Here is a 13,011-nt window from a genome sequence, read left to right on the forward strand (position 1 = left end):
ATGGGGGCGAACCTCGACCTGATCCGCGCCACCTATGAGGGATCGTCGTCGGAAGCGAACGGCCGCAATCTCTTGGCCGCTCTCGCTCCCGATGCCGCATGGACCGAAGCGGAAGGGTTTCCGTACGCGGGCACCTACGTCGGGCCAGAGGCGATCATCGCCGGCGTGTTCCGGCGTCTCGCCACCGAATGGACCGGCTACCGCGCTGAAGTTCACACCTATCTCGAAGACGGCGACCGCGTCGCTGCCTTCGGTGTCTACTCCGGGACCTACAAGGCGACGGGCAAGACCATGCGCGCGACGTTCGCGCATCTCTATCTCGTGAAGGACGGCAAGATCGCCAGCATGACGCAATATGTCGATACCGCGATGGTGCAGAAGGCGCTGGAGCCTGCTGGCCAGTAAAGGCCGGCAGATGTTGGAATATACGAGAGAGGGCGCCCATCACGCTCAAAATAGGATCGACGGGATGCCTGCCAAACCGCAAGATCGGTCGAGCGTGTCATGGCCGTCAGCGACTAGATGGAGCCGCCACGGAGGAGGGACGATGAAGGCGGCGCTGCAAAACTATCAAGACCGGATGCGACGGGTGCTTGATCATATCGACCGGCATCTCGACGATGATCTGGATCTGGACACGGTGAGTGCTGTTGCGGCTTTCTCAAAATTTCATTTCCACCGGCAGTTCTCGGCAACCTTCGGATTATCAGTGCATCGCTATGTCCAGCTGGCCCGCATGAAGCGCGCTTCGCATCAGCTGGCCTACATGGACGCCCTTGATGTCACGGAGATTGCGATGGATGCCGGTTACGATGCACCGGATGCCTTCGCCCGCGCCTTTCGGCAACGGTTCGGGCAATCGCCGTCGTCGTTCCGGAAGTCTCCCGACTGGGAGCCGTGGCTTGCGGCCTTCGGGCCTCTCGACAATGCGAGGAGCAAGCTCATGCAGAAGACCTTTACCTTTGACGACGTGACGATCCGCGATGTCCAACCCACCAAGGTGGCGATCATGGAGCATCGCGGCGACCCGGCGACGCTTCCCGCCACGATCCAGCGCTTCATCGCGTGGCGCAAGGCGGCGAACCTGCACCCCAGGACAAGTCCGACCTTCACGGTCTGGCGCTCCGAGCGGCGTCCTGCCTCGCCGGCCGAGTACAGCACGGACCTCTGCGTCGGGACCGACCAGCCGATCGCGGCGAACGGCGAAGAGATCAAGGTCGGCGAGATCCCCGGCGGACGTTGCGCGGTGCTGCGCGTCGTCGGCTACACCGGCAATCTCGAGCCGGCCGCGCTCTTCCTTTATCGCGACTGGCTTCCCGCCAGCGGCGAAGAAGCGCGCGACTTCCCGATCTATTGCCAGCGGCTGAGCCTGTTCCCGGAGGTGCCGGAGCACGAGACGGTCGCGGACGTTTTCTTGCCGCTGAAGTAGCGTCTGCTGACGGCGGCCTGTCACTCCGATCACGGAAACCGGCAGGCCGCCATTCGCGGATCAATGCCGCCACGAGGTGATCCCGCGTTCAACTCGGGAAACGGGTGGCAGCTCGCTGGTGCCTGATGTCTTGTTCGGCTCCTTTTTGACATCAGGAGAGTCTCGCGGTGGAACTGGCAAACAAGACGATCATCATAACCGGCGCCAGCAGCGGCATCGGTGCTGCCGCAGCATCATTGTTCGCGTCCGAAGGCGCCGATGTGGTGCTCGGGGCGCGTCGCGGCCCCGAGCTGCAGGCCGTTGTTGCAAGCATCAAGAGCGCCGGAGGGCGCGCGACGTTTCTCGCCGGCGATGTTCGGGACACCGGCTATGCAGCCCGCCTTGTCGAGCACGCCGTCAAGACTTTCGGAAAGCTCGACGGCGCCTTCAACAATGCCGGCATTGTCGGCGACATGACGCCAGTCCCCGAGATGAGCGTCGAAAACTGGACCGATGTGCTTGCGGTGAATCTCACCTCGGCGTTCCTCAGCGCAAAGGCGCAGATCCCGGCGCTGCGCAAGCAGGGCGGCGGTTCGATCGTTTTTACCTCGTCCTTCGTTGGCTTCAGCAACGGGGGCCTGCCGGGAATGGCGGCGTACGCAGCCTCAAAGGCAGGACTGATCGGCCTGGCCCAATCACTGGGCGCCGAGCATGCGGCCGAAGGCATTCGCGTCAACGCGCTTCTGCCAGGAGGGACCATCACCCCGGCGGCAGGCGAGGGAAATCCCGACGCCTTGAATTTCATCGCCGGGCTTCACCCGATGAAGCGGATGGCCAGTTCCAAGGAGATCGCGCAGGCGGCGGTTTTTCTCCTGAGCGACCGGGCATCGTTCATGACCGGCAGTCCCATGACGGTGGATGGCGGCATGTCGGTGCGCCTGACCTGACGACGAACCCGCCAAGCGCGCGGCGACGGTCACCTCGGCGCAAACATTGGATGTTCGCCACGTATCTCCATGATACGAGACCCCGTCGTTCGCTTCCGGAGTCCAATGTTCATGTCCGCCGCCACCGCCCCGAGTCAGCCGCCCGCAACCGCTGCCGAAACCGATCCCGAAACACTCGGCTGGATGAAGGGCTTCCCGCCACCGGAAAACCGCACCATCAGTTTCCAGGACGGCTCGTTCCGCAGCTTCCCCGAGCTGCGCTGGGCATGGAGCAACGTCCGCCAGCTGGTGCCGACCGTGAACGTCTGGCGCGGGGCGGGGCCTGCATCGGTGCTGCCGCGCCAAGACCATGACATCGGCGCCTCCGCGTCGACTACGATGGACGGCCGACCCATGACCTTCGCGAAGATGCTCGAGGAGACCTACACCGACGGCATCGCCGTGCTGCATCGGGGCAGGCTGATCTATGAGCGCTATTTCGGCGCGTTGAAGCCGCACAAGCCGCATATCGCGATGTCGGTGACGAAATCGTTCACGGGCGTGCTCGCCGGCATTCTGGTCGCCGAGGGCAAGATCGATCCGCAGGCGCCTGTCACGGAGTATGTGCCGGAGCTGAAGGCCAGCGCCTTCGGCGATGCGCGCGTGCACGAGGTCATGGATATGACCACCGGGCTCGAATACACGGAGGTCTATACCGACAAGAACTCTCACGTCTGGGGCCTCCGGCGGGCGAACGGCATGGCACCGATTCCGCCGGATTACGACGGCCCGACCACCATCTTCGAATTTCTGATGGCGCAGAAGAAGCAGGGCGAGCACGGCAAGGCCTTCGCCTACAAGACCGTCAACACCGACGTGCTCGCCTGGATCATCCGGCGCGTCAGCGGCATGAACTTGTCCGATCTGCTCTCCGAGCGCATCTGGCAGCCGATCGGCGCCGAGGAGGACGCGCATTACCACGTCGATCGCATCGGCACCGAAAGCGGCGGGGGGGGGCCTCTCCACCACCTTGCGCGATCTCGCCCGCTTCGGCGAGACCATGTGCAATCACGGCCGCTTCAACGGCCGGCAGATCGTGCCTTCATCTGTTGTCGAAGACATCGCGCGCGGCGGCGATCCCGAGAAATTCAAGCCCGCCGGTTACACCACGCTACCCGGTGCCTCCTATCGCAATCAATGGTGGGTCACGCACAATGCCCACGGCGCCTATATGGCGCGCGGCGTTCACGGGCAGGGCATCTATATCGATCCCAAGGCCGAGATGGTGATCGCGCGCTACGCCTCGCACCCCGCAGCGGGCAACGCCGCCAACGATCCCGTGACGCTGCCGGCCTACATGGCGCTGGCGAAGGAGCTCATGGCGGGCGGGTGAGGTACGCCTACGGCAGCTCCCGCCAGCGCATCGGCAAAATGCCGTCCTGCCTGAAACTGGCGAGGAAGCGGAAGCGGGCGGCTTGCGGATTGGGACGGGCTTCGATCGTTGTGCCCAGGATCTGCACGACGTCCGTCTCGTCATAGGCCGGCCAGGGTGGCAGGCCCGATCCGTTGGGATCGCCATGCGCCGCGAAATTCACCCAATAGGCCATCATGGTCCGCGCCAGGGCGCGGTCCTCTTCGGCCGCCGGTGCCGAGCTGCCGATCACCTGTTGCGGTGTGAGTGTGCCGAACACGAACGGAATTTCGGTGACGTGCGAGGCGATCGGCGTGTAGCGCGAGGTATAGCTGAAGTGATAGCCGTAGACCGGCGCGCGTCCCCCGCGCCAATGCAATCGCAGCCACTGCCAGCATTGCTCGCCAACTACATAGTCGCCGTTAAGCGCCGCCGCGGAAGTCCTGGCCTCCGCGTCGGTCGCCGCGGGGTAGACCTTCAGGAAATCGGCCAAGCGCTCCTTGCCGAACATCGCCTCGGCCGCGGAGACAAAGGCTTGCGCTGATTGATCGGGCAGTGACTGCGAACGGAAAGGAAATTCCTCGGCCGCATTCCAGCCCGCCAGTAGCGGGATGTGCATCTGTTCGCCGCGCAGGAAGCGCCGCGCGGGCACATCAGGCACAACATGACCATCGATGCTCGGCGAGAAGGCCGTCACGACCGGGCTGGTCCTGAAACTCCACGGCGCGGATGCATTCAACCGATCGGCCGGCATGCTGCGCAAAGCTGCGATCGACGCGTTGTGCTGTTGCCGGGCATAAGCCAGACCACGCGCGCGGGCTTCTTCAAAGCCCGGGAGTGGGCCGTGCTTGCCGTCCCAGAACGCACCGCTCTGCCCAATGGCCTTGTGAAACAGTCCGTGCGCGAGCGGCGAGGCCATCAGGATGCCGACGGCCATGGCGCCGGCGGATTCGCCGAACAGGGTGACGTTGTCGGGGTCGCCGCCAAAGCCGGCAATGTTGGCCTTGACCCAGCGCAGCGCCGCCAGTTGATCCTGCAGGCCGTAATTGCCCGAGGGCGCCTCCGTATCGAGATCGGGATGGGCGAGAAAGCCGAGGATGCCGAGGCGGTAGTTGAAGCTGACGACGACGACACCCTTCGCTGCTAGCCGGCCGCCATCGGTTGCCGGATTCGCCGAGGAGCCGAACTGAAAGCCGCCGCCGTGAATCCACACCATCACGGGCCGCTTCTCATCCGCGTGCTTCGCCGCGGTCCAGACGTTGAGATAGAGGCAATCCTCGTCACGCGGTCCCGGCCGCTGGTCGTTTTCGAGCGCCGATAGACACCCCGCGCCGAACACAAGCGCATCGCGCACGCCATCCCAGGGCGCAGGCGGCTGCGGTGCGCACCAACGCAGAGGCCCGACCGGCGGTGCTGCGTAGGGAATGCCTTTGAACGCGATCACGCCGCTTGCGTCGCGCGGGCCGCCACGCACGGCCCCCGCTTGCGTGCGGACCACGCGTTCCAGCCCGGCTGCTGTCGTACTTGTGAAACCATGCATGGCCGTTTCTTTCGATCACGTGGGCGGCGCCCGGACGCCCCGGGCAGGTTCAGGCGGCACCCTATCGACATTCCTCTCCGCTCGATTTAGATGTTCCGCCAATCAATTGCTTAAAACCGGCAAGCATGCGGCAGCCGCTCCGTTTTCCATGGCTTGATCTCGACGTGGATGATGTTTCCGCGCCCGTCATCGCCGTGCGCGTCGACGTGATCGGGACCAAGGGCGAGGTACCCGATCACAGGCACCGCAAGGGGCAACTTGTCTTTGCGGTGGGCGGCGCCGTGACGTGCCGCGTTCCCACGGGTCTGTGGATGGTGCCGCCGCATTGCGCGGTGTGGATTCCCGGTGGCCTGCAGCACAGCAACCTCGCGACAGAAAATGCCCGGCTGTTCTTCGTCTACATCGAGCCTGACCGCGTGGACCTGCCGGATCGGTGCTGCACGCTTTCGATCTCCCCACTGCTGCGTGAACTGATCGTCGAGTTGTCCGATCAGATCGCGGATGACGAGGCGAGGGTGGACCTTCTGGCGAGCGTCCTTCTGCGTGAGCTTCCCCGCATGCCGGTTCAGCGGCTCCATCTGCCGCTCTCGCCCGAGCCGCGCTTGAAGAAGATTGCCGCAGCGCTGGCGAAAAACCCTTCCGATCGCAAGACATTGGGCGAATGGGCCGATCGCGTCGCGCTGAGCGAGAGCAGCCTCGCGCGCCTCATTGTCCGGGAGACGGGCTTAAGCTTCGGGCGTTGGCGCCAGCAATTGCACCTGATCGTCGCCTTGCGGGAGCTGACGTCCGGCGCGAGCGTCCAGCAGGTATCCGCCGCTCTCGGCTACGACTCCGTCGCGGCCTTCATCACCATGTTCAAGAAGGCGCTCGGGAAACCGCCGGGCAAATATCTGAGCGGCATCTCCTCGGAATATAAGAATTGACTTATATTAGTTTAGATCGATATTCATCCTTGCACGAAACGACAGGGAGCAAGCGCTATGGAGATCGACGTCGTCAGGGTATTGGGGCTGGTTACGCGCTCGGTGAGGAATTTCGAGAAGGACGGGAAAGCGGCCAGTGCGGTGACGTTGACGCGACTATACGAGACCAGCGTCGACGATCTCTGGGACGCAGTGACCAGCCCGCAACGCATTCCGCGCTGGTTCTTGCCGGTCGAGGGAGATCTCCGGCTCGGTGGAAAGTACCAGCTCAAGGGAAATGCCGGCGGGACCATCACGGCGTGTACGCCGCCGACCCATTTTGCAGCGACGTGGGAATTCGGCGGCGCGATGAGCTGGATCGATGTCAAGCTGACGGCAGAACGAAGCCAGGCGCGGCTGACGCTTGAGCACACCGCGATGATCGAGGATCATTGGGAGCAGTTCGGTCCAGGGGCAGTCGGCATCGGCTGGGATCTCGCCATTGCGGGGCTGGAGCGATATGTTGCGACCGGGGCATCGGTCGACCATGAGACGGCCGAGGCATGGATGGGCTCTCCCGCGGGCAAGGGATTCATGACGAGCAGCGGCGAGTATTGGCGCGTGGCGCACGTCGCAAGCGGCGTGGATCCTGCCTCCGCCAAGCAGCGGTCGGACCGCACCATCGCTTTCTATCGCGGCGAGACGCCGCCCGACGTTGCGCATCCGGGCACAGGAAGCTGATGCAAATCTTCGACGTCCTTGCCGATCCCGTCCGCCGTCGCATCCTCGAGCTGCTTGCGCCCGGCGAGATGGCGTCCGGTGAGGTCGTCGAGGCGATCGGAGCGGAGTTCGGGATCACGCAGGCCGCCGTGTCGCAGCACCTCAAGGTGCTGCGCGAGAGCGGCTTCGCGACCGTTCGGGCGGAGGCGCAACGACGGCTCTATTCGGTCGATGCTGCGGGGCTTCGCGCGGTCGACGCATGGGTCGGCCAGTTCAGGAATTTCTGGGAGCCGAAGCTGGACGCCCTGGCGACGGAGATCGCGCGCGGCAAACGCGAGCGTCGCAATGCTCCAATGAACAAGCGGAGCGGGAAGCGGGCGTGAAGGCATCGCGGCAAAGTCGCCAAGGCGTCGCTTCAGTGAGGCACGAAAGGCGCTGCCAAGACTGCAAGCATGCCAAAGCTGGCGATATCCCAGAACAGTGAGCGGACGAGCGGTACGCCGGATAGGTAAAGCGCGGTGTAGGCGATGCGTCCGCCAAGATAGGCGATCGATCCCCAATAGGTCAGCTCGTTGTGAGCGCCTGCGGCGTGAGAGATGAGGATCGCGGCGGCAAAGAATGGAAACGTCTCCATGTAGTTGCGGAAATTTCGGTTGAGCCGGCCGGGGATGGGCTTGAGCGGCGGCATCTCGGTGTCGCGCGGGCTCGCAGCCCATCTGAGGCCGTATTGCAGGTTCGCGGCTTGCGCGGCGGCGACAAGCTGTACGAAGCCCCAGACGATTGCGGCGGCCAGCATCGATAGCTCGAAGCTCATCGCCATGGGCTGTCTCCCAATCTGCAAAAAATCAGTGCGATCCCGGGTGCCATTCCGGGAGTTTGGGAATCTCGGGATCGAGGTGATCCCAGGCATAGCCGCGCGAGCAGAACAGCACGACGGACGGTTTGAACGTGCTGGCATCGTCAAGCGTGCCGACATAGATGCCGATAAACTCCGGCTTCTCGTCCGGCTTGTTATAGATCGGCGAGCCGCAGTTCGGACAAAACCCCTTGCGCTTGACTGCGCCGCTGTCGGCAGTGCGCTCGATTTCGCGCACCTCGCCTGTCACCGAGACTGCGCTGCGCGCGAACACGAAGATGGAGCTGTGGCCGCTGCCGGTGTCGCGCTGACAGTCGCTGCACTGACATTGGAAGCCGCGGATCGGCGCGGACGCAATGGTGTAACGAACCGCGCCGCAGGCGCAGCGACCTGAATGAGTCATTCGTCTCCCTCCCGACGGGGCCGACCGTTCCAATCATATCAGGCTGGTTTGACTTCTCCATATCGAACAGGCGGCGCGACTTCACACAAGTCCGATCTTTGCCGGCCCGCTCACCCGCGCGACATCTTCTCGAACTTCTTCACCAGCCGCTCTCGCTTCAGCCGCGACAGCCGCTGGATCCAGAACATCCCGTCGAGCTGGTCGATCTCGTGCTGGTGGCAGACGGCGCGCAAGGAGTCCGACTCCTCGCTGTGCATGTTGCCGTCGAGATCCTGATAGCTGATCCTCACGCGGGCGTGGCGCTGCACCTCGTCGTTGACACCGGGCATCGAGACGCTGCCTTCGCGATGCAGGATCATCTCGGGTGAGGCCCACTCGATCTCCGGATTGACATAGGTCTGCGCACCCTCCCTGGCGTCGAGCTCGAGCACGACGACGCGCAAGGGCACGCCGATATGCGGCGCCGTGATGCCGATGCCGGGCGCGGCGCGCATGGTCTCGAGCAGATCATTTGCAAGCTCGCGGAGCGTTGCGTCGAATGCCGTGACGGGGCGGGCCGGCAACGTGAGGCGGCGGTCGGGATAGCGGACGATCGGGCGAATGGTCATGCAGGCTCCTAGCACTCACGGATGGTTGAAGCATCCCGTTCTTGACGCCCTACCAACTGGAAGGTAGCTAGGACCATGACCAACGTTTCCTCGACAGCCGACGACATCCTGGCGTGCGCGCGCAGCTTGATCATCGCGGGCGGCTATAACGGCTTCAGCTACGCCGACGTGGCCGAGGTGGTCGGCATCCGCAAGCCGAGCATCCACCACCATTTCGCCAGCAAGGTCGATCTGGTCCGCACCCTCGTGTCGCGCTACCGCGCCGAAGCCGAGGCGGGACTGTCCGCGCTCGAGCGCAATGTCCCTGATCCGCGCGAGCAACTCGAAAACTATGTCGCGTACTGGAAGGCGTGCATCAATGATGCGACGGCGCCGTTCTGCGTGTGCGCGCTGCTGGCCAGCGAGCTTCCGATCCTGCCGGAGGAGGTTGCGCTCGAAGTCCGTGCGCACTTCCGCTCCTTGGCTTCCTGGTTGACGGCCGTCATGGAGCGCGGCAAACGAAAAGGGCAACTCAAACTCTCCGGCACAGCCCGCGTCGAGGCCGAAGGATTCATGGCGACCATTCACGGCGCCATGCTGTCGGCGCGTGCCTATGGCGATCCAAAGATGTTCGGTGTGATTACCACCCCGCTGCTGGACCGGCTGTCCAACAAGCACTGAGAGACATCAGCGAAACGATGACGACAGCCTGCAAGTGGGCTGGTCGAAGACGGTTTCGTTGTGTGTAAGAAACCTACCAACTAGTCGGTATGGAGAGACTGCGATGGCGCGATATCAATTGGATCCGGTTCATACCGACCGCGAGCGATGGCTGAAGCAATACTACTTCGTGCGAGCGGCGTTCTCGGTGGCCTGGGTCGCTGCTGCGTTTGCCGCCGCGGCTTCTTCTCCAGTGATCGCCGGCGCCTTGCTCGTCCTCTATCCCGCATGGGACGCCGCAGCCAACTTCGCGGACGCTGTTCGCAGCGGCGGACTCGCTCAAAACCGCACGCAGGCTCTGAACGTTGTGGTCAGCCTGGCGAGCACCGTCGCGGTGCTTGTGACCTTGCAGATGAGCATGAACCGGGTTCTCGGAATCTTCGGGGCATGGGCGATTGTGTCCGGACTGCTGCAGTTGGGGACGGCCATTCGCCGCTGGCGGAGTCTTGGCGCGCAATGGGCCATGGTGCTCAGCGGTGGCCAGTCGGCTCTCGCAGGCGGCTTCTTCATCTTTCAGGCCACGATGCCCGCGATTCCCTCGATCGCGAATGTCGCGGGCTATGCTGCAGTCGGTGCGCTCTACTTCCTGGTCTCGGCGGTCTGGCTCACGGTCGGCGAGTGGCGGCGCGGCGTGGCTGTTTGAAGGCCTGTTCGCGGGGGACGAATTAATAGCGGCGGGATGATGCCATGATGCAGGTGTTTTGCCCGACAAGTCAAACGGCGGGTCTTCCTTCGCACTGCAAAGAGCTGCGCTGTAAGTCCTTGATCCCAAAGCGCCCGGCTACTGTGCATCGGGTTGTTTTCGCGTTTTTTTGTTTGGCAGGTCACAAAAGCGTGCCGCAAAAACTTGCGTCGGCCTGTCGGCCCACCATGTTCCCATTCGTCTTCCACCCAGACAGATCTGACGGGAGACCAAAATGAACGCTTCCTCCTATCGCTGGGTGATCGTCGCCGCCGGCGGCTTGCTCGGCTGCGTCGCCATCGGCGGCATGTTTTCGCTGCCGGTGTTCCTGCAGCCAATCGCGAAGGACACCGGCTGGTCCGTGACCGGCATCTCCAGCGCGATGACGATCGGCTTTCTGGCGATGGCCTGCACCAGCATGGCCTGGGGTACGCTGACGGACCGGTTCGGACCGCGGCCGGTGGTGCTGACGGGATCGACGGTGCTGACCGTGAGCCTGTTCGCGGCGAGCCACGCCACCTCGCTGCTTGCGTTTCAGTTCGTCTTCGGCCTTCTGGTCGGGGCGTCCTGTGCCGCGATCTTCGCGCCGATGATGGCGACCGTGACCGGCTGGTTCGACACCCATCGCAGCCTCGCGGTCTCGCTGGTGTCGGCGGGCATGGGCATGGCGCCGATGACGATGGCGCCACTCGCGGCCTGGCTCGTCTCCGGCCATGACTGGCGCACCTCGATGCAGATCGTGGCGCTGGTGGTCGGCGCCATCATGATCCCGGTCTCGTTCCTGGTGCGCCGCCCGCCGGCGCTCGCGCACGCCGTGGCCTCGCCTGTGGGCGAGACGGCTACGCAAGGTGAGATGTCGATGGGAGAGGCGCTGCGCTCGCCGCAATTCCTGATCCTGCTCGCGACCAATTTCTTCTGCTGCGCCACCCATTCCGGCCCGATCATTCACACCGTCTCCTATGCGGTGAGCTGCGGCATCCCGCTGGTCGCGGCGGTGACGATCTACAGCATCGAGGGTTTTGCCGGCCTCGGCGGCCGCATCGCCTTCGGCCTGATGGGTGACCGCTTCGGCGCCAAGCGCGTGCTCGTCTCGGGCCTGCTGTTGCAGGCCTTCGGCGCACTCGCCTATGTCTTCGCGCATCAGCTCGCGACGTTCTACGCGGTCGGGGCCGTCTTCGGCTTCATCTATGCCGGCACCATGCCGCTCTACGCGGTGCTGATCCGCGAAAATTTCCCGCTCAAGATGATGGGCACCGTGATCGGCGGCACCGCCATGGCCGGCAGTCTCGGCATGGCCACGGGCCCGCTCGCCGGCGGCCTGATCTACGATGCGTTCTCGAGCTACGCCTGGCTCTATATCGCCTCCTGGGCGATGGGCCTCGGCGCCTTCCTGATGGCGATGAATTTCAAGCCGTTCCCGAAGCCGCAAGCGGAGTTGGCGCCGGCAGCAGCGTAAGCAGGTTCGTCGAGGCGCAACGCTAGAGTTGCGCCTCGATCGCGGGCTTGTCGATGATGGACCACACGTGTCGTATTTTTCCGTCGCGAAATTGATAGAACACGTTTTCGCAGAAGGACACGCGCCTGCCGTTCACATCCAGCCCCAGAAACTTTCCAGCCGGCGTGCAATCGAACTTCAGCCGCGACGCGATGTGGGGCGGATCGCAGACCTGCAGCTCGATGTTGAAATGCAGATCCGGAATTGCGCGAAAATCCTGCTCCAGCATGGCGCGATAGCCGGACAGTCCGAACGGTCGCGCATTGTGGGCGACGTCATCGTGGACGAACTGTCCGAGTGCGGGCCAATCCTGCCGGTTCAGGCAGGCGATGTAGTCGCGGTAGATGTCGGCGAGGTCGGACCTGGTCATAGCGTTGCTCCTGCGGCTTCGGCCATAACGCGGCAACGGAAGGAAAGGCGCCGGCGCTCACAGACGTTTTTCGAAGAACAGGTCCGGGTAGGGGTCGTCATTGAAGCGGGGGATCTCGCTCCAGCCGCTTCGTCGGTAGAGCTGGCCGGCCTCCGCCAGCGCGCTGTTGGTGTCGAGCCGCAGCAGCTTGATGCCGAGCATGCGCGCGGCGTCCTCGGTCATGTCCATCAGGCGCCTGCCGAGCCGCAATCCGCGCGCCGCCGGTGCGACCCAGAGACGCTTGATCTCGGCATAGCCGTGATCCGTGCCCTTGAGCCCGACGCAGCCGATCGGCAGCGTGTCCGACATTGCGACGAGGAATGTGCCGCGCGGGCGGCGCATATCCTTGGCGTCGGGATCGCGCGACAGCGAGACGTCAAAGCCCTGCTTGAAGCGGCGGCCGAGCTCGCCATAATATTCGCCGAGGCAATAACGGGCCTGTTCGCTCCGCGGATCCATCTCGTCCAGCTTGACGCGCTCGCGCGTCAATGCGGAGGCAATCAAATCCATCGCCGCCAGCAGCGCCTCGCGTTGCGAATGCTGGGCGAGGAAGCCCTCGGCCTGCGTGTTCGACAGCGCCTCATAGGCCGCGAACTCGCGCCGGCCCGCACGCGTCAACGTCGCCACGCGGCGGCGCGCGTCGTCTTCATGCGCATTGGTCTCGACCAGCCCTTCGTCCTCGAGGCTGCGGAGCAGGCGGCTCATCAGTCCGGAATCGAGGCCGAGATAGTCGCGAATCTCGGCCACGTCCGAACGTCCGTGCCCGATCGCGTTGAGCACGCGCGCCGCACCCAGCGGCCGCCCGCGTCCCAGGAATGACGTGTCGAGCGCGCCGACAGCGGACGTGACGGCGCGATTGAAGCGGCGGACGCGTGAAACAGGCTCGAGCATGATGTCTGACTTTAGTCAGGCATATCATCGATGTCAATCAGCGCAGGCTTTCGCTCCACCA

Annotated in this window: 15 protein-coding genes and 1 pseudogene; 10 read left to right on the forward strand and 6 right to left on the reverse strand. The window is 64.1% G+C overall.

The window, feature by feature from the left end; genetic code table 11:
• The 4 genes and pseudogenes from IVB48_RS38375 to IVB48_RS38390 all read left to right on the forward strand — a co-directional run bounded on the left by IVB48_RS38375 (window position 1) and on the right by IVB48_RS38390 (window position 3,727).
• On the forward strand, window positions 1-405 hold the full coding sequence (locus tag IVB48_RS38375; RefSeq protein WP_247408326.1) for a nuclear transport factor 2 family protein: 405 nt from the start codon (window positions 1-3) through the stop codon (window positions 403-405).
• 142 nt (window positions 406-547) lie between these two features.
• Window positions 548-1,429, forward strand: a complete 882-nt coding sequence (locus tag IVB48_RS38380; protein WP_247408328.1) for an AraC family transcriptional regulator — start codon at window positions 548-550, stop codon at window positions 1,427-1,429.
• 167 nt (window positions 1,430-1,596) lie between these two features.
• Window positions 1,597-2,355, forward strand: coding sequence for an SDR family oxidoreductase (locus tag IVB48_RS38385; protein WP_247360531.1), 759 nt, complete (start codon window positions 1,597-1,599; stop codon window positions 2,353-2,355).
• Between the two features lie 111 nt (window positions 2,356-2,466).
• A pseudogene (locus tag IVB48_RS38390) lies at window positions 2,467-3,727 on the forward strand (serine hydrolase).
• A gap of 7 nt (window positions 3,728-3,734) precedes the next feature.
• On the opposite strand, the gene IVB48_RS38395 reads toward IVB48_RS38390, so the two are convergent.
• Window positions 3,735-5,285: a carboxylesterase family protein gene (locus tag IVB48_RS38395; RefSeq protein ID WP_247408330.1), complete on the reverse strand. Its 1,551-nt coding sequence runs from the start codon at window positions 5,283-5,285 to the stop codon at window positions 3,735-3,737.
• A 125-nt stretch (window positions 5,286-5,410) separates the two neighbouring features.
• Here IVB48_RS38395 and IVB48_RS38400 point away from each other — a divergent pair, with 125 nt between their 5' ends.
• Genes IVB48_RS38400 through IVB48_RS38410 form a run of 3 tightly spaced genes read left to right on the forward strand, consistent with a single transcriptional unit; the run spans window position 5,411 to window position 7,290 of the window.
• Window positions 5,411-6,208, forward strand: coding sequence for a helix-turn-helix transcriptional regulator (locus IVB48_RS38400; RefSeq protein ID WP_247408332.1), 798 nt, complete (start codon window positions 5,411-5,413; stop codon window positions 6,206-6,208).
• A gap of 57 nt (window positions 6,209-6,265) precedes the next feature.
• On the forward strand, window positions 6,266-6,928 hold the full coding sequence (locus tag IVB48_RS38405; protein ID WP_247408334.1) for an SRPBCC family protein: 663 nt from the start codon (window positions 6,266-6,268) through the stop codon (window positions 6,926-6,928).
• Window positions 6,928-7,290: a metalloregulator ArsR/SmtB family transcription factor gene (locus IVB48_RS38410; protein WP_027569605.1), complete on the forward strand. Its 363-nt coding sequence runs from the start codon at window positions 6,928-6,930 to the stop codon at window positions 7,288-7,290. The genes IVB48_RS38405 and IVB48_RS38410 overlap by 1 nt, the downstream gene beginning before the upstream one ends.
• Window positions 7,291-7,322: 32 nt before the next feature.
• Here the strand turns inward: IVB48_RS38410 and IVB48_RS38415 are convergent, their stop codons facing one another.
• From IVB48_RS38415 to IVB48_RS38425, 3 genes are all read right to left on the reverse strand, one after another.
• Window positions 7,323-7,727 (reverse strand): MAPEG family protein, encoded by a 405-nt coding sequence (locus IVB48_RS38415; RefSeq protein WP_247408336.1) that lies wholly within the window; start codon window positions 7,725-7,727, stop codon window positions 7,323-7,325.
• A 25-nt stretch (window positions 7,728-7,752) separates the two neighbouring features.
• Window positions 7,753-8,166, reverse strand: a complete 414-nt coding sequence (locus tag IVB48_RS38420; protein WP_247408338.1) for a GFA family protein — start codon at window positions 8,164-8,166, stop codon at window positions 7,753-7,755.
• Window positions 8,167-8,276: 110 nt separating this feature from the next.
• Entirely contained in the window at window positions 8,277-8,774 is a 498-nt protein-coding gene (locus IVB48_RS38425) for a peptide deformylase (RefSeq protein WP_247408340.1), read from the reverse strand.
• A 75-nt stretch (window positions 8,775-8,849) separates the two neighbouring features.
• Between IVB48_RS38425 and IVB48_RS38430 the strand changes: the two genes are divergently transcribed.
• From IVB48_RS38430 to IVB48_RS38440, 3 genes are all read left to right on the forward strand, one after another.
• A complete protein-coding gene (locus IVB48_RS38430) occupies window positions 8,850-9,434 on the forward strand; it encodes a TetR/AcrR family transcriptional regulator (RefSeq protein ID WP_247360541.1) in 585 nt (194 codons plus the stop codon).
• Window positions 9,435-9,537: 103 nt separating this feature from the next.
• Complete coding sequence (locus tag IVB48_RS38435; protein WP_247408342.1) at window positions 9,538-10,116, forward strand: DUF308 domain-containing protein; 579 nt, start codon at window positions 9,538-9,540, stop codon at window positions 10,114-10,116.
• A gap of 274 nt (window positions 10,117-10,390) precedes the next feature.
• Window positions 10,391-11,611, forward strand: a complete 1,221-nt coding sequence (locus IVB48_RS38440; protein ID WP_247408344.1) for an MFS transporter — start codon at window positions 10,391-10,393, stop codon at window positions 11,609-11,611.
• 22 nt (window positions 11,612-11,633) lie between these two features.
• Here the strand turns inward: IVB48_RS38440 and IVB48_RS38445 are convergent, their stop codons facing one another.
• Window positions 11,634-12,020, reverse strand: a complete 387-nt coding sequence (locus tag IVB48_RS38445; RefSeq protein ID WP_247408346.1) for an ester cyclase — start codon at window positions 12,018-12,020, stop codon at window positions 11,634-11,636.
• Between the two features lie 57 nt (window positions 12,021-12,077).
• Window positions 12,078-12,950, reverse strand: coding sequence for a bifunctional helix-turn-helix transcriptional regulator/GNAT family N-acetyltransferase (locus IVB48_RS38450; protein ID WP_247408348.1), 873 nt, complete (start codon window positions 12,948-12,950; stop codon window positions 12,078-12,080).
• Between the last annotated feature and the right edge of the window lie 61 nt (window positions 12,951-13,011).

This window comes from Bradyrhizobium sp. 76, from assembly GCF_023073025.1.
In the GTDB taxonomy this organism is placed as follows: Bacteria; Pseudomonadota; Alphaproteobacteria; order Rhizobiales; family Xanthobacteraceae; genus Bradyrhizobium.

Bases quoted from the DNA above. Each gene is read 5' to 3' on its own strand.
- IVB48_RS38380 (WP_247408328.1), top strand. From the start codon at position 548: ATGAAGGCGGCGCTGCAAAACTATCAAGACCGGATGCGACGGGTGCTT.
- IVB48_RS38450 (WP_247408348.1), bottom strand. From the start codon at position 12,950: ATGCTCGAGCCTGTTTCACGCGTCCGCCGCTTCAATCGCGCCGTCACG.
- IVB48_RS38425 (WP_247408340.1), bottom strand. From the start codon at position 8,774: ATGACCATTCGCCCGATCGTCCGCTATCCCGACCGCCGCCTCACGTTG.
- IVB48_RS38395 (WP_247408330.1), bottom strand. From the start codon at position 5,285: ATGCATGGTTTCACAAGTACGACAGCAGCCGGGCTGGAACGCGTGGTC.
- IVB48_RS38435 (WP_247408342.1), top strand. From the start codon at position 9,538: ATGGCGCGATATCAATTGGATCCGGTTCATACCGACCGCGAGCGATGG.
- IVB48_RS38375 (WP_247408326.1), top strand. From the start codon at position 1: ATGGGGGCGAACCTCGACCTGATCCGCGCCACCTATGAGGGATCGTCG.
- IVB48_RS38410 (WP_027569605.1), top strand. From the start codon at position 6,928: ATGCAAATCTTCGACGTCCTTGCCGATCCCGTCCGCCGTCGCATCCTC.
- IVB48_RS38415 (WP_247408336.1), bottom strand. From the start codon at position 7,727: ATGGCGATGAGCTTCGAGCTATCGATGCTGGCCGCCGCAATCGTCTGG.
- IVB48_RS38400 (WP_247408332.1), top strand. From the start codon at position 5,411: ATGCGGCAGCCGCTCCGTTTTCCATGGCTTGATCTCGACGTGGATGAT.
- IVB48_RS38405 (WP_247408334.1), top strand. From the start codon at position 6,266: ATGGAGATCGACGTCGTCAGGGTATTGGGGCTGGTTACGCGCTCGGTG.
- IVB48_RS38420 (WP_247408338.1), bottom strand. From the start codon at position 8,166: ATGACTCATTCAGGTCGCTGCGCCTGCGGCGCGGTTCGTTACACCATT.
- IVB48_RS38445 (WP_247408346.1), bottom strand. From the start codon at position 12,020: ATGACCAGGTCCGACCTCGCCGACATCTACCGCGACTACATCGCCTGC.
- IVB48_RS38440 (WP_247408344.1), top strand. From the start codon at position 10,391: ATGAACGCTTCCTCCTATCGCTGGGTGATCGTCGCCGCCGGCGGCTTG.
- IVB48_RS38430 (WP_247360541.1), top strand. From the start codon at position 8,850: ATGACCAACGTTTCCTCGACAGCCGACGACATCCTGGCGTGCGCGCGC.